The sequence below is a fragment of the Bradyrhizobium sp. GW821-FHT12B03 genome, from assembly GCF_058807535.1.
Genome location: NZ_JBXAQU010000009.1, coordinates 138,791 through 159,688, shown reverse-complemented (window position 1 = coordinate 159,688; position 20,898 = coordinate 138,791). Strand labels below are relative to the sequence as shown.

Sequence of the window (20,898 nt, the reverse complement as noted above, 5' to 3'; positions counted from 1 at the left end):
CACGATGGTTAGCCTCCGAAGCACTGTCTCAAAGACAGCCGAGCACAGCCCGCTTGAAGGCGAAACGCTCGGTCTTGAAGTCCACACCGTAGCTCGCGGCGAACGGTGGTTGCGGATGGCATGACAGGGTCACGATCACGACATTCGCCGCGCGATTGACGTAGAGCGTCTGGCCCGCGAAGCCGGACGCGACCATGGCGCCATCCGGATCGATCCACCAACTGTAACCGTAGCCATCGGCGCCGTAGGAATTCGTCGCCGGATCGAGCGTGAAGGCGCGCGAGCCGGCGGCATCGAGCCATCCCTCCGGAAGAACGCGCTCGCCGCCGATCATGCCCTGCTGGAGCAGGAAGACGCCGAAACGGCCAAAGTCCCTCAGCGTCATGCCGGCGCGGCTTCCGCCGATCTCCTGCCCGCCCTCCGATTCGAGCGTATAGAACGCGTCGAACTCCATCCCGAACCGGGACCAGATCTTGCCAGACATATAGTCGGCCAGCGTCTGCCCGGTTGCCGCGGACAGCAGCGCACCAAGAACGTAGGAATCGCCGGTATTGTAGTTGAACTGCGTACCGGGCGAATGCAGGCCCCGCACGCCGCGCATCAACGCCAGCACCCCGCCGGGCACCTTGTCGCCCAGGGATTTGCTGTAGCGGTTCACATGCGAGTTGCGGTCGGTGTAGTCTTCGTTCCAGTCGACCCCGGACGACATGGTGATGAGGCTGCGCACGCTCACCGCATCGTAGGCGCTGCCGCCCAGCGCCGGCAGATGACGCGAGACCGCATCGTCGAGGCTCGCGATGGCGCCGTCCTGCAAGGCCGCGCCAACGAGCGTCGAGGTCAGCGACTTGATCATCGACATCGACGACCAGCGCAGCTGCTCCTCCAGCCCGAGCGCATAGCGCTCGAGCCGAATCGTGTCGCCGTGCAGCACCAGCAGCCCGGCGATATTGGTCCGATGGATGTAATCCTCGACGCCACGACGTTCGCCGTCCAGCTGGTATTCCGGCGCAATCTCGGAACCGCGCGCGAGGGGAAAGACATGTTGCCCCCGTGCGATGCGGCGCGTCGCGAACATGCTGTCGACATTGCGGTAGGCATAGGCCTGCCAGGTCGGCGAGAGCAGCAGGAAGTCCTCGCCGCGGGGAACGTAGCGGCGCGGTCGTGCGATGTCGGCGCTCATATCCTGCGTACTCCATAGAATAGCGGCAGCCCTTTCTGCACGCCCGTCAGATTGCTGCGATAGGCCGTCTGCTGGAAGTACAGGCCGGTCGGCGCGTAAGGCAGGGTTTCGAAGGCGACGCGCTGGATCTCGGCGCAGATCGTGGCCTGGGCTGACTCGTCCGGGGCCCGGAACCAATCCAAGCGCAGTTCTTCCAGACGCGGGATGTCGGACCAGCCGAAAATCGCGGACGCACCGCTGCCGCGCAGGAAATTGTTGCTCGACGGATTGAGCAGGCCCGCGCCGGCGGTGAAGGTGCCGACCAGATGCCAGCCGCCCTTGTCAGGCGCCTGGCGGTTGTTGGCACGGGCGAGCACCGTGCCCCAATCCATCACCTGCATGTCGATGTTGAAGCCGGCCTTCTTCAGGGCGTCCGTGACGACCTCGCCCTGGATCTTGAGCGTGGCGAGGTCTCCGGGCACGAGGTAGACCAGCGGCTCTCCCTTGTAGCCGGCTTCCTTGAGCAGGCGCCGCGCCGCATCCCTGTCCGGCGGCTCTTTCAGCGCGTCGAGGCCGACCCCGCTCGCCATCGGTGTGCCCGGGAGGAAGAAGCCGACCCTGTCCTTCCAGCGCTTGGGATCCTCGCCAATGACGGCGGTCATGACGTCCTTTTGGCTGATCGCCGCGAGCACGGCTCGCCGCACGAGCACGTTGCTGGTCGGTCCCTGCAAGAAGTTGAAGCGGATGACGCCCGCCGATCCAAACGTGTCGATCTGGTCGAGCTTGACGTTCCTGTTCGCCGCGAGGAGGTCCCAATAGTCCGAGGCGGGCTGCTCCCACCAGTCGATCTCGCCGGTCTGGAGAGCCGATGCCGCCGTGGCGACGTCCGGCATGACGATCCATTCGACACGGTCGAAATGGGCGAGCTTCGGACCGGCCAGTGCGCTGGTCGGCCCGCTCGGCCGTGGCACGTAGCCGGAGAATTTCTCGTAGACGAGCCGGCTGCCGGAAACACGCTCTCCCGGCACGAAGCGATAGGGACCGCTGCCGACCATCTCGGTGACCTGAACCGTAGGCTCCGTCAGCGCGAGCCGCTCTGGCATGATCACGGCGTTGTTGGTCCCGAATTTCCCGAGCGCATCCGGCAGCATCGGGAAGCGGGCCTTGAGCCGGAAACGAATGGCGCGATCGGACACCGCCGAGAGCTCGTCCGTGCTCGCCGCCAGCACCTGACCGACATTGTCGCGCTTCCACCATCGCTTCAGGCTGGCGACCACGTCGCGGGCGAGCACCGGCGTCCCGTCGTGGAACAGCAGCCCCTCGCGCAGGGTGAGCGTCCACTGAAGGCCGTCCTGCTCGACGAGATGGCCCTCGACCATCTGCGGCTGCGCGCGATTGTGCTCGTCGGCGCCATAGAGCGTGTCGAAGATCAGCAGCGCGTGATTTCGCGTGACGTAGGACACGCTCAGGATCGGATCGAGGATCGCCACGTCGGACTGCGGAGCGAACTTGAGAACCGACGCGCCCTGGGCGCGCGCGATGGAAGGCAGGCTCACCGCCGACGCCATGCCGGCGAGAAATCCGCGTCTTGTGATCATTGCCGATCCCCTCTTTCCTGATGATGATTGCCGCGTCAGACCGCACCGTCTCCCGGGCGTGCCGGGGCAGGGAGGTCGAGGTCGAGCAGCGCCGAGCTGAGCCCCTTGCCGTGGGCGTCCAGTGCCAGCGACCGGGTGACGCCACCGCCGAGCGCGCCCCTCATGACGAAGTTCAAGGCGCCGAGCCCCGGCAGCTCATAACGCGTGACCGGCCCTGTCACGACGCCGGCAAAGAGCTCGGCCACGCGCGCCGCCGTGACCTGCTCGGCAATGAGCGGGTAGTCCGCCTCGTCGAAGGCGATGACCGATATGGTCGAGACATTGCCCTTGTCGCCGGTTCGTGAGTGCGCGATCTGGCGTAGCTTCATCGCATCAGGCCTCGAACAAGCTCAATCGCGGCGCGACGAGTCCCTCGGGCACCAAGGCCGAGGCGATCGCCACGACCTGCCTCACCGACTTCCAGCCGCCGCCGCCGCCCGCGGGCCCGTTGGTGTAGAGCGCCTCGACCTCGTTGCCGACTGCCGTCGCGTCGGCGGCCGTGGCGGTGCGCGCGGCGGCGCGAACACGGATCTCGTAGGGCGATCCGCCGCCGGAGAGTTCGGCGCCGTGCAGCGCATCGAGGCCGATCAGGTCGAAGCGGACCTCCTGCAAGGGAACGCCGATCATCGCCAGTCGCTCGCGCAGGACGCCAAGCGCAAGACGGCCGCGCGCGACAGCGCCGGGGCCGGCATAGGACATCTGCCCCTCGCCGACGAAGCCGTCGACATAGCCGATCGAGACCTTGAGCAGACCGGTCTTCGCCGCGCCGGTCCCGCCATCGACGACGACGCGATCCGGTCCTGCGCTGCGCACGCGGACCTCGGAGAAGTCGGCGACGACGTCCGGCTGAAAATATCGGGACGGGTCCTCGATCTCGTACAGCAGCTGCTCCTTGACCGTCGCCGTCGTCACCGCACCGCCGCTTCCTTCGAGCTTGGTAACGATCAGATCGCCGTTCTCGGTCACCTCCCCGATCGGAAAGCCAAGGCGAGCAAGATCGGGAACGTCCTTCACGCCGGGGTCGGCGAAATAGCCGCCGGTGATCTGCCCGGCACATTCGAGAAGGTGGCCGACAAGGACCCCCTTGCCGAGACGTATCCAGTCCTCGGGGTGCCAGCCGAAGGCATGTATCAATGGCGCGAGAAACAAGGCCGGGTCGGCGGCGCGTCCGGTGACGACGACATCAGCCCCGGCGGCGAGCGCGTCGGCGATCGGCCCGGCACCGACATAGGCGTTGGCCGAAATGACGCGGTTGCCGAGGTCGGCCAAGGTGCCGCCTTCCAGCAGCGCGAGATCGCTGCCGCGTATGCTGTCGAGAACGTCGTCTCCCGTCACCGCGGCAACCTTGAGGCCGGCAAGACCCAGCTGGCGCGCGACGTCGCGGACGAGCTCCGCGGCCGCCAGCGGATTGGCGGCACCCATGTTGGTGACGATCCGCGTGCCGCCGGCGCGGCAAGCCGGGAGGACGGCGGACATCCTGCGCTCCAGCAAGGGATCGTAACCGCTGCTCGGATCCGCAAGCCGCGCCTGTTGGGCCAACGCGATGGTCCGCTCGGCCAGGCATTCGAAGACGAGATAGTCGAGTCTGCCGTGCCGGGCGAGCTCGACGGCGGGCTCGATCCGATCCCCCGCGAAACCTGCCCCTGCGCCGATCCGGATAGTCCGCATGCAGCCAGGGTGTGCCGCAACAGGCCATGAAACAATTGAAATGATTCAATGCCTTTAATAGCTTTAGGCTATGGATGTCAGCCTCCGGCAGATCAGGTCCTTCGTCGCCGTCGCACGATTGAACAGCTTCACGCGCGCCGCTGCGCTGCTGCATGTGGCGCAGCCGACCTTGACGGTGCAGATCAGGAAACTCGAGGAGGCTCTTGCCGTCCGGCTATTCGATCGAACCTCGCGATCGGTCGTGTTGACCCAGACCGGGCGCGACCTTCTGCCCGTGCTTGGGCGGCTCATCCAGGATATGGACGGCGTGCTCGACGAGGTTCGCAGCCAGGGAACTGGTTATCAGGGCATGGTGAGGATCGCTGCACTCCCCACGGCAGCGGCTGCCCTTCTGCCCAAGGCCATCAAGTCGTTCCGCGCCATGAACGCCGGCGTCGATTTCCGCGTCCGCGATGTCATTGCCCGGCGCGTGCTCGCGCTCGTCGAATCGGAGGACGTCGATATCGGCATCACGGGCGGTCCGACGAAGGCGGCCGATGTCGACGTGCTGCTCGCCGTCGAAGATCGCATGCACGTCGTCTTTCCACAGTCCCATCCGCTGGCACAGGTGAAGACCGTCACGCCAGAACTGCTGATGCAGCATCCGCTGATCATGATGGACCCCGACACCAGCGTCCGCGCCGTGGTGGAGGCGGGCTTCCACGCCGCGGGTCTCATCCCGCGGCCGGCGGGGGAAGCGACTTATATGATGACCGCGGTCGGAATGGTTCAGGCCGGGCTCGGCATCACGATTCTGCCGTCGTCGGCGCAAGAGATCGGCTCCGATCCGGCGCTGCAGTCGCGACCAATCGAGGCGGCTGGCTTCGTCAGGCAGATCAGTGTTGTGAAGAAGCGAGGGCGGATCCTGTCGCCGCTCTCGGCCCAGTTCGTCCACCACTTCCGCGAAATGACCACCAACTGAGAGCGGCGTCTCGCAACCTGCGAAACGCGAGCGACGCTCGGACCGTGGCGGCGGTTGCGCGGGGGGTCGATATCGTTCGCTCCAGGATGATCTGAACACCCCGGATTCACGAGCGCGCCGGTTGCAAAATCGTTTGGAACGGGTGGCCGAAAAAGCCCCTCGAATCGGGCTTTTCGCAGGCCCGGGAATCGGCCTTCGCGGGCCTTGAAAACCGGCTAAAAATCCCTATTTGATCAAAGGGTTGCCGGAGGATACTTTGCGCTAGGCGCAAGCGGTCTTTCATGGCACAAATAGCCTGCAAATCAGCGCCTTTTGCGCGGCTGATTCGGGCGACATCTCGAAGGCCTCTCATGACAGAACCTGCTCGGCAGACGCCTGCCGAAAACGAGCCCTCAAATCCAAGCGATTACGGGGCGGAATCGATCCGCGTGCTCAAGGGTCTCGATGCCGTCCGCAAGCGCCCGGGCATGTATATCGGCGACACCGACGACGGCTCCGGCCTGCACCACATGGTCTACGAGGTCGTCGACAACGCCATCGACGAGGCGCTGGCGGGCCACGCCACGCGCGTCGACGTGATCCTCAACGCCGACAATTCCGTCACCGTGCGCGACGACGGCCGCGGCATTCCCGTCGACATCCACAAGGGCGAAGGCATCTCGGCGGCCGAGGTCATCATGACCCAGCTCCATGCCGGCGGAAAGTTCGACCAGAATTCCTACAAGGTCTCCGGCGGCCTGCACGGCGTCGGCGTCTCCGTCGTCAACGCGCTGTCCAGCAAGCTCGGCTTGCGCATCTGGCGCGACAACAAGGAGCACTATATCGAATTCGCCCATGGCGATGCGGTCGCGCCGCTGGTGGTGGTCGGCGACGCGCCGGGCCGGCGCGGCACCGAGGTGACGTTCCAGGCCTCGACGGAAACCTTCAAGAACATCGAATATGATTTCGCCACGCTCGAGCACCGGCTGCGCGAGCTCGCCTTCCTCAATTCCGGCGTCAACATCGCCCTCTCCGACATGCGCCACGCGGTCGAGAAGCGCGAGGAGATGCACTATTCCGGCGGCGTCGAGGAGTTCGTCAAATATCTCGACCGCAACAAGAAGGCGATCGTGCCGGCGCCGATCATGGTGCGCGCGGAAGCCAACGGCATCGGCGTCGAGGCCGCTCTGTGGTGGAACGACAGCTACCACGAGAACGTGCTGTGCTTCACCAACAACATCCCGCAGCGCGACGGCGGCACTCATCTCGCCGGTTTCCGCGGCGCGCTGACGCGCCAGGTCAACGGCTATGCCGAGGCCAATGCCAAGAAAGAGAAGATCGCGCTGACCGGCGACGACTGCCGCGAAGGCCTCACCGCGGTTTTGTCGGTGAAGGTGCCAGATCCGAAGTTTTCGTCGCAGACCAAGGACAAGCTGGTGTCCTCGGAAGTGCGCCCCGTGGTCGAGAACGTGCTCAACGAGGCGCTCCAGGCCTGGTTCGAGGAACATCCCGGCGAAGCCAAGATGATCGTCGGCAAGGTGATCCAGGCGGCCGCGGCCCGCGAAGCCGCGCGAAAAGCGCGCGAGCTGACCCGCAAGAGCCCGCTCTCGGTCTCCTCGCTGCCCGGCAAGCTCGCCGACTGCCAGGAAAAGGATCCGGCGAAATCCGAGCTCTTCATCGTCGAGGGTGACTCGGCAGGCGGCAGCGCCAAGCAGGGCCGCAACCGCGAATTCCAGGCGGTGCTGCCGCTGCGCGGCAAGATCCTCAATGTCGAACGCGTCCGCCCCGACACGATGCTGAAAAGTGAGCAGATCGGCACGCTGATCACGGCGCTCGGCACCGGCATCGGCGACGAATTCTCGATCGAGAAGCTGCGCTATCACAAGATCATCGTGATGACCGACGCCGACGTCGACGGCGCCCACATCCGCACCCTGCTGCTGACCTTCTTCTACCGGCAGATGCACGACATCATCGACGGCGGCTATCTCTATATCGCCCAGCCGCCGCTTTATAAGGTCAACCGCGGCAAGTCCGAGCAATACCTGAAGGACGAGCGGGCGCTGGAAGATTATCTGATCGATACCGGGCTCGACGATTGCGTCTATATTCCCGGCACCGGCGGCGATCGCACCGGCCGCGACCTGCGCTCGCTGGTCGACGACGCCCGCGCCGTCCGCGGCATCCTGCGCAGCCTGCACACCCGCTACAATCGCAGGGTCATCGAGCAGGCCGCCATCACCGGCGTGCTCAACAAGGCGATCTACGGCGATCCGGAGAAAGCCGCCGCGGCCGCGCAATACATCGCCGCCCGCCTCGACACGCTCGCCGACGAGGTCGAGCGCGGCTGGGTCGGCCAATACGTGGAAGGCCAGGGTTTCCAGTTCGAGCGCACGGTGCGCGGCGTCAAGGAAGCCGCCGTGATTGACGACGCCTTCCTCGGCTCGGCCGAGGCGCGCAAGCTCGACGAATACACGGTGAAGCTCCAGGACGTTTATGCCCGCCCCGGCAAGCTCAGGCGCAAGGACGTCGAGCACATGGTCTACGGCCCGGTCGACCTGTTCGAAGCGGTCACCGACGCCGGCCGCAAGGGCGTCACGCTGCAGCGCTACAAAGGTCTGGGCGAGATGAACCCGGAGCAGCTCTGGGAAACGACGCTCAACGTCGACGCACGCTCGCTGCTCCAGGTGAAGGTCAAGGAGGTCGACGAGGCCGACGACATCTTCACCAAGCTGATGGGCGACGTGGTCGAACCGCGCCGCGACTTCATCCAGGAACATTCGCTGAGCGCGACGATCGATATCTGAGGCCGGTGGCTTTGGGTTTCGCACTGCCTGCCACATGCTCGCTGCAACCTCTCCCGCTTGCGGGGGAGGTCGGCGCGTAGCGCCGGGTGGGGGCTCTCTCCTCACGGAGATATTCTCCGTAGATTTCGGCAGCCCCACCGCGGTGATACCCCCACCCCGGCCCTCCCCCGCAAGCGGGAGAGGGGGCGCACTCTCCTCGTGCCGACACTGCGCCCCTGAACCTCGCCTCCCGCCATCGCGACGAAACGGCATGACCAGCTCTGCAACCACCAGTTCTGCCCTGCCACCCCGCCGTCTCGGCATCATCGGCAGCATTGTCGGCGTGCTGGCGCTGATCGCGGCCGTATTGCCGCACTGGATCGTGCCGGTGATCTATCCGCCGCCACCGGCAGACAAGGTGATTGTCGACACCGGGCACCGCCTGAGGGATCGCCTGATCGCGCGCGTCAAGGGCGTCGAGTATCAGGCACCGCCGCGGGAGAAGTCGACAGGCAGCCAGCTGCGGGAGGCATCCTCGATCGGTGCGATCTCGCTCGGCCTGCTCGCGATCCTGCTTTCCGTGCTCGCGCTGGTGTTTCGCGAGGAGAGGCTGTTGGCGGGCGTCGCGGCGGCGCTCGGGACCGGCGCCATCGCCATCGAGATATCGTTCCTGGCCATGGGCGTCTTGATGCTGATCGTGATCCTTTATGTGGTGGCGAATATCATCGGCTTGTTCTAAACGCCTGATACAGCGGGCCCGTTCGGGGCCACTGCGCGGCCTTCCGCCGCGACAAGTGCAGAATTGCTACCCTGCTCAATTCTCGGTAGTTTCCGCTTGCGAAGCAGCCCGCCCCACTGCAACAGGACGGAGAAAACCGACGTGGCGCCCATCCAATATATCGTCGAGGGCGGTCACCGGCTCTCGGGCTCGATCGAGCCGTCCGGCAACAAGAATTCGGCACTGCCCATCATCGCCGCCGCGCTGCTCACCGAGCATCCGGTGACGCTGGAGAACGTGCCGCGGATCCGCGACACCGAGACGCTGGTCGAGTTGATCCGCTCGGTCGGCGCGTCGGCGGAATGGACCGCCCGCAACACGCTTCACATTCACGCCAAGAGCATCCGCGCCGCCGATCTCGACCCCGAGCTGTGCGTGCGCATCCGCGCCTCGATCCTGCTCGCGGGCCCCCTGCTCGCGCGCTGCGGCGAGGTGATGCTGCCGCCGCCCGGCGGCGACGTCATCGGCCGCCGCCGGCTCGACACCCATGTGCTGGCGCTCGAACAGCTGGGGGCCAAGGTCACCGCCACCGACCGGCTCGAATTCCGCGCTTCGAAACTCACCGGCGCCGACGTGTTCCTGGACGAGCCGAGCGTCACCGCGACCGAGAACGCGCTGGTCGCGGCGGTCGCCGCCGACGGCGTCACCTATCTGCGCAACGCGGCCTCCGAGCCGCACGTGCAGGATCTCGCCAATTTCCTCGTGGCGCTCGGCGCCAGAATCGAGGGCATCGGCACCAACACCATGATCGTGCATGGGCCGGCGACGCTGGGGGAAGCGACCTACCGGATCCAGCCCGACCATATCGAGGTCGGCTCGCTGATCGGGCTTGCCGCCGTGACGCGCTCGCCGCTGCGCATCACACGCGCCGGCGTCGAGCATCTGCGCTCGATCCGCATGGGGTTCGAGCGGCTCGGCATCGTCTGCCGCGTCGAGGGCGACGATTTGATCGTGCCCTCCAACCAGACGCTGAAGATCCAGGACGATTTCGGCGGCCACGTACCGAAGCTGGAGGACCAGCCCTGGCCCGCCTTCCCGGCCGATCTGATGTCGATCGCGATCGTCACCGCCACGCAATGCGATGGCGTGATCCTGATGTTCGAGAAGATGTTCGAATCCAGAATGTTCTTCGTCGACAAGCTGATCGCGATGGGCGCGCGCATCGTGCTGTGCGATCCGCATCGCGCCATCATCGCCGGCCCCAGCCGCCTGCGCGGCGCCTCGATGATCTCGCCCGACATCCGCGCCGGCATGGCGATGCTGCTGGCCGCGGTCTGCGCCGAGGGCACCTCGACCATCAACAACGCCGACCAGATCGAGCGCGGCTATGAGCGCATCGACGAACGCCTCAACGCGCTCGGCGCCAAGATCAAGCGCGTGCCGGAGCGGAAGGGCTGAGGCTCTTTCTTCCCTTCTCCCCTTGTGGGAGAAGGTGGCGCGCGTAGCGCGCCGGATGAGGGGTTGCCTCCGCGTACTCGTTGCAAGAGAGCGCACGCGGATAGAGACCCCTCACCCGTCTCGCCGCAATGCGGCGAGCCACCCTCTCCCACAAGGGGAGAGGGTAACAAGCACGAGCCATGTTTTCGTCGCCTGCTCGTGCTAATGAGCCGCCATGCTCGACACCGTCCAGCCTCGTTCGCAGCCGCAAGCCGGCGTGCCGCAAGACCATCTCGCCGATGAATTCGTCGAGACGCTGCGGCTGGCCGTGCCGATGATGCTGACGCAGCTCGGGCAGATCGCGATGATCACGACCGATCTCGCGCTGATCGGGAGGCTCGGCGAGGACGCAGTCGCAGCCGCCGCGCTGGCGCATACGGTCTATTTCGTCAGCTTCACCTTCGGCCTCGGATTGATGGCTGCGGTGTCGCCGCTGGCGGCGCAGGCGTTCGGCGCCGGCGACATCAGGCGGATTCGCCGCTCGTTGCGCGTCGGCTTGTGGGTCGCGCTGCTGATCTCGCTGCCGATGATGGCCTCGCCGCTCTATGGCGAACACATCCTGATCGCACTCGGTCAAATGCCGCAATCGGCCGCGCTCGCCCAGCGCTATCTGAATGGCCTCGCCTGGGGCATCGCGCCGGCGCTCGGCTTCATCGCGCTGCGCAGCATGATGAGCGCGGTGAACCGGCCGCAGCCGCCGCTGTGGATCACGGTCGCGGCGATTCCCGTCAATGCCGCGCTGGTCTATGTCCTGATCCACGGCCTGTTCGGCCTGCCGGAGCTCGGCCTGTTCGGCGCGGGGCTTGCGACCACGCTCGTCAATCTCGGCACCTTCCTTGCCGTGCTCGCCATCGCCGCCTGGCGAAAACCGTTTGCGGACTACCGCCCGCTCGCCCATCTCTGGCGGATCGACTGGCCCCTGATGCACCAACTCATCGTGGTCGGCGCGCCGATCTCGTTTTCCCTGCTGCTGGAATACGGCCTGTTCTCGTCCGCCGCGCTATTGATGGGGCTGATCTCGACCGCGGCACTTGCCGCGCACCAGATCGCGCTCCAGGTGACGGCCGTGCTGTTCATGGTCCCGCTCGGCGTCGGCATGGCCGCCACGGTCCGCGTCGGCCATGCCTTCGGCCGCAACGACCCGGCCGCGGTGAAGCGTGCGGGCCTCGTCGCGGCGGGACTTGGCGTAGCGCTCGTCTCGGCGCTGACCATCGCCATCATCCTCGGCCGCTACGAGCTCGGACGGCTGTTCTTCGGCAGCAGCGAGGCCAGCACGGCAACTGTCGAATTGACGGCGACGCTGCTGCTGGTCGGCGCGACCTTCTTCATCGCCGACGGCCTCCAGACCATCATCGGCGGCGCGCTGCGCGGCATCAATGACACCAGGATGACATTGGTGTTCGCGGCGATCGGCTATTGGTGCGTCGCCTTTCCCGTCGCCTGGGTGCTGGCCTTCCACGCCGGGCTGGGCGCGGTCGGTGTCTGGATCGGGTTCTCGGTCGGGACGTTCGTCTATGCCGGACTCTTGATCTTGCGCTTCGGGATGCTGACGCGCAAACTGGCGGGATGACCGGACCCGTTCGCGAAATCACCCCCAATGTCGACGCCAGGACGGTACTGTCGGGCGCGCAGTTCATCGACGCGTTTCGTGCAGAGGTCGGCGCGAGGCAATTGAGCGCCCGCGAGGCCTGCACCCGAATGGTGCTGCACGGGCCGCGCTGGATCGATGCGCTGACGCGCTTGCGCAACGTTCTGGTGACACCCTTCGGCTTGAAGACATCGGGCGAAGGCACGCCGGCGCCCGGCGGCCTGATCGGCCTGTTTCCGGTGCTGAGCGAGACGCCCGAGCGGCTGATCGCCGGCTTCGACGACTATCATCTCGATTTTCGTATCGTGGTCGATGTCGCCGGCGAAGCGACGCTTCGCCACGTCACCGTGACCACTCTGGTCAAAACGAACAACTTCCTCGGACGGACTTATCTCACGCTCATCACGCCGTTCCACAAGCTCGTGGCCCGCAGCATGATGGGGAAGATCGCGGAGCCGGCCCGTTGAAGCTGTCCGTCGACCCGCAGTCCCTTCAGCTATCCGGCCCTGCCGGAGCCGCTCCAGCCTGGATCCGTTCATCGAAGAACGAGTTCGACTCCATCCTCTGCTTCGGCTCCGCCGGGACCATGGCGCCGGATTACCTCGACGAGCCAGTCGAATACTGTAGGTCCTTCGTGTCTCCGCGCCTCGGCGAGGTCATTTTCGACTGAAGCGATGTTCGAAGAGTGACATCCCTCCAACCTTTTCCGGAGTTGGCGAACGGTCTCCTCATATCCAAGATTTCGCCTCGATATGTCGTGGTTGTCCCAGCGGAAAATGAAGCCCTCGTCGGGCGTCCCAAAGCCACCACGCAAGATATCGTTGAACGCGTCGAGATTTTTGCCCCATTCGGCATCTGGGATCAGGTGAAGGCTGATCTGATCGTAAAATCCCTCCAGCGTCGAGAATTCAGACCCGTCGATGCGTAGCTCCGGCTTTGAGGCCGTCATGGTTGCACCTCTGATCCTTTGACTCATTCCGCCACGCGCGCGGACGTGTCGGACGAGGCCTCCGACCATTCCCCGACGACGCGGTCGAGATCGCAGAGATTCTGGTGCATCTGCTCCAGCGAGAAGCCGATCGCGAAGAAGCGCTCGGCGGTGTCGCCGGAATGGCCGCGGATCAGGCCGTCCTGGCGCACGGCGGCAACCGCCTCGGCGTAATGTTGGAGCGCGACATGCACGGGATGGATCGGCGGCGCGCCGGCGCCGGCCCGCAGCGCTTCGGCCGCCGACCGCAGGAAACGCACGATCGCCGCGCTGACCTCCGCCAGCGGGGCGGCAAGCCGCATCTGCACCTCGATCGGCAGCGGCACCACGGTGGCACGGCCGATCATCACGACGTCATGGCGCAGCCGCAGGACCGTTCGCAGCAAGGGACCGGTATCGGGTCCGCTCGACAGGCGCGCAGCGCGCTCGCGCTCGGCTTCGGCGCCGATCGCATTCATGCCGACCATCGCAGTGCCGATGCCGTCCTGGATCTGGTGCAGCGCGTCGTTGTCGCGGCCGCGCGTCAGGCCCGCGAGCAGCTCGGTGAAGGCATCCGCGATCAGCTCGAGCAGTCTTGCCGCGCTGGCTCGGATCTGCCGCACCGCGCGCGAGGGGAACACCAGGAAGGAAACGAGCAATCCCGTGATCGCACCGACCCCGACCTCGCTGACGCGATCGATCGCCGAGGTCATGGGATCGGAGTGATGCATGGTCGGCACCAGGAGCACGATGATCGCGGTCACCGTCGCCGCATTGAGGCTCGGGTTGATCGCGGCGACGAAGGCGAGTGGCGCGACCGCCAGCACCAGCAGGCCCAACAGGCCCGCCTCGGTCGAATAAGGGATCATAATCGCGATGGCACCGCCATAGATGGCGCCGCCGATCGTGCCGAGCACGTAGTCGCGCGTCGCCTTCAGCGAGCGGCCGACGCTCATCTGGGTCACGATCAACGAGGTCAGCACCGCCCAGAGCGGCAAGAGCAGATGCAGCGCGGTGGCGATCGCATAGGCCGCCACTGCCGCGACCGTGACCCGGATCGCCAATCCCAGTTGCGTCCGCCGCGCCCGGATCCGGTCGAACAGCTGCCTTGCGCGCGTCATACGAAATATCCCGATCCTCTTGCGCCTGCAAAAAGCATAGCTGATGCCCGCGCCCCCAAGGCCGCTTGAAAGGCCAAATCAGCCCGCCTAACTTGCGCGCCAAAACGAGGAAACACGATGGCCCACGAAACCGCAACGCTCGCCGCCTATGTCTTCAATCTGAAATACCAGGATATTCCGGCGGAGGTGCTGGATCGCGCCAAGGTGCTGACGCTGGACTTCCTCGGCAGCGCGATCCGGGCGCGCAGCGAGGCGGAATCGACCCCGTCGATCCTGAAGATGCTGGAGGCGCTCGCGCTCGACAGCAAGGGCAAGTCCACCGTGTTCGGCGATGCTAAGACCTGGACGCCGGCGGTCGCCGCCCTGCTCAACGGCGCGCTCGGCCATTCCCTCGATTTCGACGACACCCATGCGGATTCATCGTTGCATCCGAGCGCACCGGTCGTTCCGGCCGCCTTCGCCGTCGGCGAGATGGTCGGCGCTTCCGGGCGCGACGTGCTGACCGCGATCGTCGCGGGCTATGAGGTCTGCTGCCGGCTCGGCAACGCGCTCGACCCGACCTCGCATTACGCGCGCGGCTTTCACCCGACCGCGACCGCCGGCACCTATGGCGCGGCCGCTGCAGCCGGAAAACTGTTTGGTCTCTCCGAGCAGCAGCTCATTTCCGCGTTCGGCGTCTCCGGCAGCCAGGCCGCCGGCTCGCTGCAATTCCTGGTCAACGGCGCCTGGAACAAGCGCTACCAGGTCGGCGCCGCCGCGATGAACGGCGTGATCGCCGCGACGCTGGCGCGCAACGATTTCGTCGGCGCGACCGAATCGGTCGAGGGCAAGCACGGCCTGCTCGCCGGCTATACCGACGATGCGCATCCGGGCAAGGCTGTCGCCGAGCTCGGCAAGACCTACGAGACCATGAAGATCGGCGTGAAGCCGTATCCGAGCTGCCGCTACACCCATGCGGCGATCGACGCGCTGATCGCGATGCGGCGCGAGCACAATCTGACGCCCGACCAGGTCAAGCGCGTCGAGATCGGCCTGCATCGCAACGGCATCACGCTGACCGGCGATGCCGCGACCAAGCGGCACCCGACCTCGATCGTCGGCGGCCAGTTCTCGATGTTCTTCACCGGCGCGCTCGCGCTCGACCAGGGCTCGTTCGGCTGGGACGATTACAACCGCCTTGGGGACGCCGCCATCGACGCGCTCGCCGACAAGTTCGACGTGGTACAGGACGACCGGCTGGAGATCGGCCGCACCCACCCCTTTGGTGCGCGCGTCAGCATCACCACGGATGACGGCGTGCACGAGCGGCTCTATGCCGATCCCTCCGGCGAGCCGACCTCATTCCCCGACGCGCAGGCGATGCAGCAGAAATTCCTGACGCTGGCACGGCCGGTGCTGAACGCGCGCGCGGAAAAGTTTGCCGATGCGATCCTGACACTGGAGCGGTTCGACCGCGTGGCGAAGGCGACGGAGCTGGGGAGGTAGGGAAGTTCTCACCGCGCAGACGGTGCACCCTCGCCCCTTGCGGGAGAGGGTGGATGCGCGAAGCGCAGCCGGGTGAGGGGTCCCATCCGCGAGTCCCACTCTCATTGGAATGCGCGGAGAGAACCCCTCATCCGGCGCTTCGCGCCACCTTCTCCCACAAGGGGAGAAGGGAAGAGGAGTTCGCAGCTCAATTCACTCCCGCCATCTTTCCCTTCTCGCGCGTGGCGGCCACCACGTCGCGCACGAGATCGAACACGCCGTCGGCTTCCGGCGGCCAGTTCGGCGAGCGGCCGAGCCGCACGATCACGAGCCGTTCCGAGGGAATCATGATCGTGTACTGCCCGATCGTGCCCTTGGCGAAGAAGGCATCGCGCGGCCAGCCATGCTCGACGCGGAAATTCGCGCCGAAACTGCCGCCCTGGTTGGTCCAGAAGCCGGCGCCGACGCCGATCCAGGACTTCGGCGTGGCAGATGCCGAGTAGTTCACCCAGCCTTCCGGCAAGATGCGCTTGCCGCCGACGACGCCGTCATCGAGATAGAGCTGGCCGAACCGCGCCCAGTCGCGCGCGGAGGCCAGCATCTCGCTCGAACCCTCGATCGTGCCTGACCCGTCGACCTGAAGCGTGACATGGCGCATGCCGAGCGGCGCGAACAATTCGCGGCGCGCGAAGCGCAACGTGTCCGAAGGGTTGCCGCCGGCGGCGTTGCGGATCAGCTGCGAGAGAATGATGGTGTTGCCGTCATGATAATTCCACGCCGTGCCCGGCGCGGTCTCGAGCGGAATGCTCGCGGCATAGGCCGCCATGTCGCGCTCCATGAACTTCATGCGATTGACCGGCTCGAAGGCGGAGCCGAGCGAGGCCTCGAGCGAACTGCCGAGCGCAAGGCCCGCGGTGTGGCGCAGCAACTGGTCCACGGTGATGGCATGGCGCGGATCATTCGGATCGTTCCAGGCGGCGACCGGCGCGGGCCCGTCGAGCTTCAGCTTGCCCTGACGCACCAGCACGCCAATCAGCGCTGAAATGACTGATTTGGTCGCGGAGAAGCCAAGCAGCGGCGTGTCGATGCCGACGCCGTCCGCATAGCGCTCGGCGATGACGTGGCCGTCCTTCATGACGATCACCGCACGCGTGCGCCGGTATGGTGGCGACGCCGGCTCGGTGAAGGCACGATCGAGTGCGGCGGCCAATTGAGGGCTTTGCGGCGCGACGATCGAGGGCCCGGCGATCTCGGGCAACAGCGCGGGCTGCTTGTCATCCGGCGGCAAGGCGACGTCGGTCAACGCCGCGCCATGATCGAGCGTGCAGCCGAGCCCTTCGCGATAGACCGCATGGCTGCGGCCAAGGCCGAACAGCGTCACGGTGACATCCTTGCGCGAGCGATCGACCTGGTAGTCCATCGCCCAGGTGATCAGGCTGGTGCCCGGCATGGCGGCCATGGTGTCGGTGAAGGTCCGCCGAGGATCCAGGCCCGAGACGAACGTCTCGGCGCAGAGGATGTCGGCGACGAAGCCGGTCGCAACCTTCGGCACGTCGCGGGCCCGCGCCGCGCCGAGCGCGAGGCCGGCACAAGCGATGGTGGTGGTCAGGAGGATGATCTTGCGGCGGCGGGTCACGGGCTTTCTCCAGCTTCGAGGGGTGTGCGGGAGAGCAGGCCGGATGCGGGCGATACGCGCTCGCCGGATTTGGAAAACAGCGTGGCTGAAACTGAGCGGGGCTGGCCGATTCTGAAATAACTCAAATATTTCAAAGCAATGTGAAGATGCAGTCACGACGATGGTCCGCTCTCTCGCCCCGCTTGCGGGAGAGGCGAAGAGCCGGTCACGCCGCGTTCACCTTCAGCCGCCGGTACTCCGTCGGCGTCACGCCGGTCACCGCCTTGAAGGCACGGTTGAACGGGCCGAGCGACTGGAAGCCGGCGTCCATCGCGATGGTGATGACGGGGACCTCGGCCTGGGCGGGATCGGCGAGCGCGGCCTTGGCTTCCTCGATGCGGTGGTTGTTCAGGAACACATTGAAGTTGCGATAGCCGAGCCGCTGGTTGATCAGCCGACGCAGCCGGTATTCCGGAATTTTCAGCCGGCCCGCCAGCACGCCGATGGTGATGTTCTCCTGGCGATAGATCCGCTCGTCAGCCATCAGCCGCATCAGGGCGTCGACGAGCCTTTGATCGGCGGCGTCATCGGCCACAGGCTGGCTGAAAACAATCGGCGGTGCGGGCTCCGCCGCGGCCGGAAACAGATCCGCCCCGTCAACGCGCATCATGGCATAGACGATCGCCGCGACGGTGCAGGCGAGCGCGCCGGCATTGATGGTTTCGGCGACAGCGCCGACGTGGTGACCGGCGACGGCGATCTGGAGCACCGCGTTCAGCCCGCCATAGAGCGCGGTTGCGCAGACGATGAAGACACGAGCGCTGCGGCGGCGCTCGACCAGGTCGGTCGGCCAGGAGGCGATCATCTGCCCGACCGCAAGCGCGATGAAACCGAGCACGATCAGATTGACCACCGTCACCGAGAACCGCACATGGCCGCTGGGCGCAATCCAGACGCAGCCTGCGAAGCTGAAGGCCATCACCAGCGCCCAGACCGATCCGTGCCACCAGCGCAGGCGAAACTCGTCGTCGAACAGGGAGCGTGTGAACAGCCAGAACACCACGATGTCGCCGGTCGAGAGCGCAATCAGCGGAGCATGCCAGAGCGGGATCGGTGACGTGACATCCACCGAATAGCTCGCCGCATGCACGGCCGAGCCGAGCGCGAAGGCCGCACCGAGCCGGGCTGCCAGCACTTTGCGAAAGTCCTGTAACAGCGACACCGCCAGCATCAGCAGCAGCGCGACGCTGGCGGCGCGGAAGGCAAGCTCTGTTGCGGCAAGGGTCATCGGGTGACGCAATCGGTCGCGTTTGACATCCGCCGAACATCCTTCGTCAGGCCGCGCTTTTCAAGATCGATCACGCGGTCCCGATCCCGGGACCATCGACCTCGATCGAGCTTGCGCCCGGTTTGATCAGAGAAACCATCGCCCGCCCCTGTTTCCAGATTAGGTATCGCCGATATCGCACGATGACGGCAAATAGACCATCGCGGCGATGCGGCGGCGCCGCGACGGGGCCATCAAATCCTGTTACGCTCGCCGCAATAAAGAAGGAGTCCCCCCATGAGCTGGCAGCCCTCCAACGATCCCGTGCTCGGCGATCCCATGTCCTGCGATGCGCTCGACCTCGTCATCGTGCCGCGCACGCGCGATCTGGGCGATGGATTTCAAGTGCGGCGGGCGCTGCCGCATGGCAAGCGGCAGATGGTCGGTCCCTTCATCTTCTTCGATCATTTCGGCCCCGTGCAGTTCGTCTCCGGCAAGGGCATGGACGTGCGGCCGCACCCGCATATCGGGCTCGCCACCGTCACCTATCTGTTCGACGGCTCGATCATGCATCGCGACAGCGAGGGCAACGTCTGCGAGATCCAGCCGGGCGCGATGAATCTGATGACGGCCGGTCGCGGCATCGCGCATTCGGAACGCACGCCGGACGCGCAGCGCGCCTCGGGCCAGCAGATGCTGGGCCTGCAAAGCTGGATCGCGCTGCCGGCCGATTCGGAAGAGATCGCACCGTCGTTCCAGCATTACGGCGCCGGCGACCTGCCGATGATCTCCGAGCGTGACTTCACCGCACGGGTGATCGCAGGCTCGTCGTTCGGCATCACCTCGCCGGTGACGATGGTGTCGCCCTGGTTCTACACCGAGGTCACGGCCGTCGCAGGCGCCAGCGTGCCGCTCGACCCCGATCATGAGGAGCGCGCCATCTACATCGTGGACGGCGAGGTCGAGATCGCGAACGAGCGCTACGAGGCGCCGCGGCTGCTGATCTTCCGACCCGGCGACCGCATCACCGTGAAGGCATTGAAAGCCACGCGGATGATGTTTCTCGGCGGCGATGCGCTGGAGGGCCCGCGCCACGTCTGGTGGAATTTCGTCTCCTCCAGCAAGGAGCGGATCGAGCAGGCCAAGCAGGACTGGAAAACCGGCCGCTTCGCCGCGGTTCCGCAGGAACATGAGTTCATTCCTCTGCCGGAATAGGCTAATCCGGTGTCCGGCCGTGCCATCCGGTGCGGCCGGATTTCCTGTCGCAAGGCCCTGTTTCCGAAAGCTCTGCCGATGACCGCCATGCTCTCCAGCGACCTGCCCCTGCCCAAGATCGGCCGCGGCAAGGTGCGCGACATCTACGCCGTCGACGACGACCGCCTGCTGCTGCTCACCACCGACCGCATCAGCGCCTTCGACGTCGTGATGGGCGAGACCATCCCGATGAAGGGCGCGGTGCTCACGCAGATCAGCGCCTTCTGGTTCAACGAGCTCGAAGGCGTGGTGCCGCATCACATGATCAGCGCCGACACCGACGAGATCATTGCCGCCGTGCCGGCCTTGCAGCCGCACCGCGCCGAGATCCTCGGCCGCGCCATGCTGTCGCGCCGGACCACTGTGTTTCCGATCGAGTGCGTGATCCGCGGCTATCTCTCGGGCTCCGCCTGGAAGGAATATGCGGCCAGCGGCACGCTCGCCGGCGAGAAGCTGAAGGCCGGCCTGGTCGAGAGCGAGAAGCTGGATCCTGCGATCTTCAGCCCCGCGACCAAGGCCGAGACCGGCCATGACGAAAACATCACCATCGCGAAGATGCGCGAGGTGGTCGGCGACGAGACAGCCTACACGCTCGAGAGCATGACGCGTGCGATCTACACGCTCGGCGAGGAGCTGGCGCGCGAGCAGGGCATCATCATCGCCGACACCAAGTTCGAGTTCGGCCGCGACAAGGACGGCCGCATCATCCTGATCGACGAGGTGATGACGCCGGACTCCTCGCGCTTCTGGGCGGTCGATGCCTACAAGCCCGGCCAGCCGCAGGCGAGCTTCGACAAGCAGCCGCTGCGCGACTATCTCGACGTCGAGCGCCGCGCCGGCCGCTGGAACGGCGACGCCCCGCCCCCGCCGCTGCCGGCGAGCGTGGTGGATGCGACCAGCAAGCGGTATCTGGAGGCATATCGGCGCGTGACCGGGAAAGAGCTGAAGATTTAGCCAACGGCGGCGCGTCTCGCTCCGTCATTGCGAGCGCAGCGAAGCAATCCAGGCTGTCTCCGCGGAGGGATTCTGGATTACTTTGCTGCGCTCGCAATGACGGGCTGGGCGAAGCTCCCTCACACTCTCAACTGTCATCGCCCGGCTCGACCGGGCGATCCAGTCCTCCGAGACACCTGTGATTCACGGAGACGCCGCGGCGTACTGGATTCCCCGCTTTCGCGGGGAATGACAGCGGTGAACGTGGGACCACTTCCCGCCAT

The 20,898-nt window shown here is 65.9% G+C and carries 17 protein-coding genes; 9 read left to right on the top strand and 8 right to left on the bottom strand.

The features are described 5' to 3' along the window. Positions 1–28 precede the first annotated feature (28 nt). The 4 genes from AC1RUR_RS19225 to AC1RUR_RS19210 are packed head-to-tail and all read right to left on the bottom strand — an operon-like array spanning position 29 to position 4,464. Positions 29–1,180, bottom strand: a complete 1,152-nt coding sequence (locus AC1RUR_RS19225) for a serine hydrolase domain-containing protein (RefSeq protein WP_492846754.1) — start codon at positions 1,178–1,180, stop codon at positions 29–31. Beyond that, positions 1,177–2,757 (bottom strand): ABC transporter substrate-binding protein, encoded by a 1,581-nt coding sequence (locus AC1RUR_RS19220; RefSeq protein ID WP_492846752.1) that lies wholly within the window; start codon positions 2,755–2,757, stop codon positions 1,177–1,179. Before AC1RUR_RS19220 ends, AC1RUR_RS19225 begins: the two co-directional genes overlap by 4 nt. Before the next feature lie 35 nt (positions 2,758–2,792). Then, positions 2,793–3,125 carry an AtuA-related protein gene (locus tag AC1RUR_RS19215; RefSeq protein WP_492846750.1) on the bottom strand — a complete coding sequence of 111 codons (333 nt, stop codon included), beginning with the start codon at positions 3,123–3,125 and terminating at the stop codon, positions 2,793–2,795. A gap of 4 nt (positions 3,126–3,129) precedes the next feature. Further along, positions 3,130–4,464 (bottom strand): acyclic terpene utilization AtuA family protein, encoded by a 1,335-nt coding sequence (locus tag AC1RUR_RS19210; protein WP_492846748.1) that lies wholly within the window; start codon positions 4,462–4,464, stop codon positions 3,130–3,132. A 70-nt stretch (positions 4,465–4,534) separates the two neighbouring features. Between AC1RUR_RS19210 and AC1RUR_RS19205 the strand changes: the two genes are divergently transcribed. The 6 genes from AC1RUR_RS19205 (at position 4,535) to AC1RUR_RS19180 (ending at position 12,460) form a co-directional block, all read left to right on the top strand. Continuing rightward, positions 4,535–5,425, top strand: coding sequence for a LysR family transcriptional regulator (locus AC1RUR_RS19205; RefSeq protein WP_492846746.1), 891 nt, complete (start codon positions 4,535–4,537; stop codon positions 5,423–5,425). A gap of 350 nt (positions 5,426–5,775) precedes the next feature. Beyond that, on the top strand, positions 5,776–8,211 hold the full coding sequence (gyrB, locus tag AC1RUR_RS19200) for a DNA topoisomerase (ATP-hydrolyzing) subunit B (protein WP_492846744.1): 2,436 nt from the start codon (positions 5,776–5,778) through the stop codon (positions 8,209–8,211). 250 nt (positions 8,212–8,461) lie between these two features. Then, positions 8,462–8,929: a hypothetical protein gene (locus AC1RUR_RS19195; RefSeq protein ID WP_492846742.1), complete on the top strand. Its 468-nt coding sequence runs from the start codon at positions 8,462–8,464 to the stop codon at positions 8,927–8,929. Positions 8,930–9,070: 141 nt separating this feature from the next. Continuing rightward, positions 9,071–10,366 carry a UDP-N-acetylglucosamine 1-carboxyvinyltransferase gene (gene murA / locus AC1RUR_RS19190; RefSeq protein ID WP_492846740.1) on the top strand — a complete coding sequence of 432 codons (1,296 nt, stop codon included), beginning with the start codon at positions 9,071–9,073 and terminating at the stop codon, positions 10,364–10,366. Between the two features lie 214 nt (positions 10,367–10,580). Further along, on the top strand, positions 10,581–11,975 hold the full coding sequence (locus AC1RUR_RS19185) for an MATE family efflux transporter (protein WP_492846738.1): 1,395 nt from the start codon (positions 10,581–10,583) through the stop codon (positions 11,973–11,975). Further along, the gene (locus AC1RUR_RS19180; protein WP_492846737.1) at positions 11,972–12,460 is read left to right on the top strand and encodes a DUF2867 domain-containing protein; all 489 of its coding nucleotides are present in this window, start codon (positions 11,972–11,974) and stop codon (positions 12,458–12,460) included. The genes AC1RUR_RS19185 and AC1RUR_RS19180 overlap by 4 nt, the downstream gene beginning before the upstream one ends. A 68-nt stretch (positions 12,461–12,528) precedes the next feature. Here the strand turns inward: AC1RUR_RS19180 and AC1RUR_RS19175 are convergent, their stop codons facing one another. Beyond that, positions 12,529–12,942, bottom strand: a complete 414-nt coding sequence (locus AC1RUR_RS19175) for a barstar family protein (RefSeq protein ID WP_492846735.1) — start codon at positions 12,940–12,942, stop codon at positions 12,529–12,531. A gap of 23 nt (positions 12,943–12,965) precedes the next feature. Then, positions 12,966–14,081: an FUSC family protein gene (locus AC1RUR_RS19170; RefSeq protein ID WP_492846733.1), complete on the bottom strand. Its 1,116-nt coding sequence runs from the start codon at positions 14,079–14,081 to the stop codon at positions 12,966–12,968. Positions 14,082–14,198: 117 nt separating this feature from the next. On the opposite strand from AC1RUR_RS19170, the gene AC1RUR_RS19165 reads away from it, so the two are divergent. Continuing rightward, positions 14,199–15,566: an MmgE/PrpD family protein gene (locus tag AC1RUR_RS19165; protein WP_492846731.1), complete on the top strand. Its 1,368-nt coding sequence runs from the start codon at positions 14,199–14,201 to the stop codon at positions 15,564–15,566. Between the two features lie 187 nt (positions 15,567–15,753). Here AC1RUR_RS19165 and AC1RUR_RS19160 read toward each other — a convergent pair whose 3' ends face one another. Together AC1RUR_RS19160 and AC1RUR_RS19155 are read right to left on the bottom strand one after the other, a co-directional pair. After that, a complete protein-coding gene (locus AC1RUR_RS19160; protein ID WP_492846729.1) occupies positions 15,754–17,181 on the bottom strand; it encodes a serine hydrolase domain-containing protein in 1,428 nt (475 codons plus the stop codon). Positions 17,182–17,386: 205 nt separating this feature from the next. Further along, positions 17,387–18,448: a helix-turn-helix domain-containing protein gene (locus AC1RUR_RS19155; RefSeq protein WP_492846727.1), complete on the bottom strand. Its 1,062-nt coding sequence runs from the start codon at positions 18,446–18,448 to the stop codon at positions 17,387–17,389. A 276-nt stretch (positions 18,449–18,724) separates the two neighbouring features. Here AC1RUR_RS19155 and AC1RUR_RS19150 point away from each other — a divergent pair, with 276 nt between their 5' ends. Together AC1RUR_RS19150 and AC1RUR_RS19145 are read left to right on the top strand one after the other, a co-directional pair. Next, the gene (locus AC1RUR_RS19150; protein ID WP_492846725.1) at positions 18,725–19,642 is read left to right on the top strand and encodes a pirin family protein; all 918 of its coding nucleotides are present in this window, start codon (positions 18,725–18,727) and stop codon (positions 19,640–19,642) included. A gap of 78 nt (positions 19,643–19,720) precedes the next feature. Continuing rightward, positions 19,721–20,635 (top strand): phosphoribosylaminoimidazolesuccinocarboxamide synthase, encoded by a 915-nt coding sequence (locus AC1RUR_RS19145; RefSeq protein WP_492846723.1) that lies wholly within the window; start codon positions 19,721–19,723, stop codon positions 20,633–20,635. Positions 20,636–20,898: the final 263 nt, after the last annotated feature.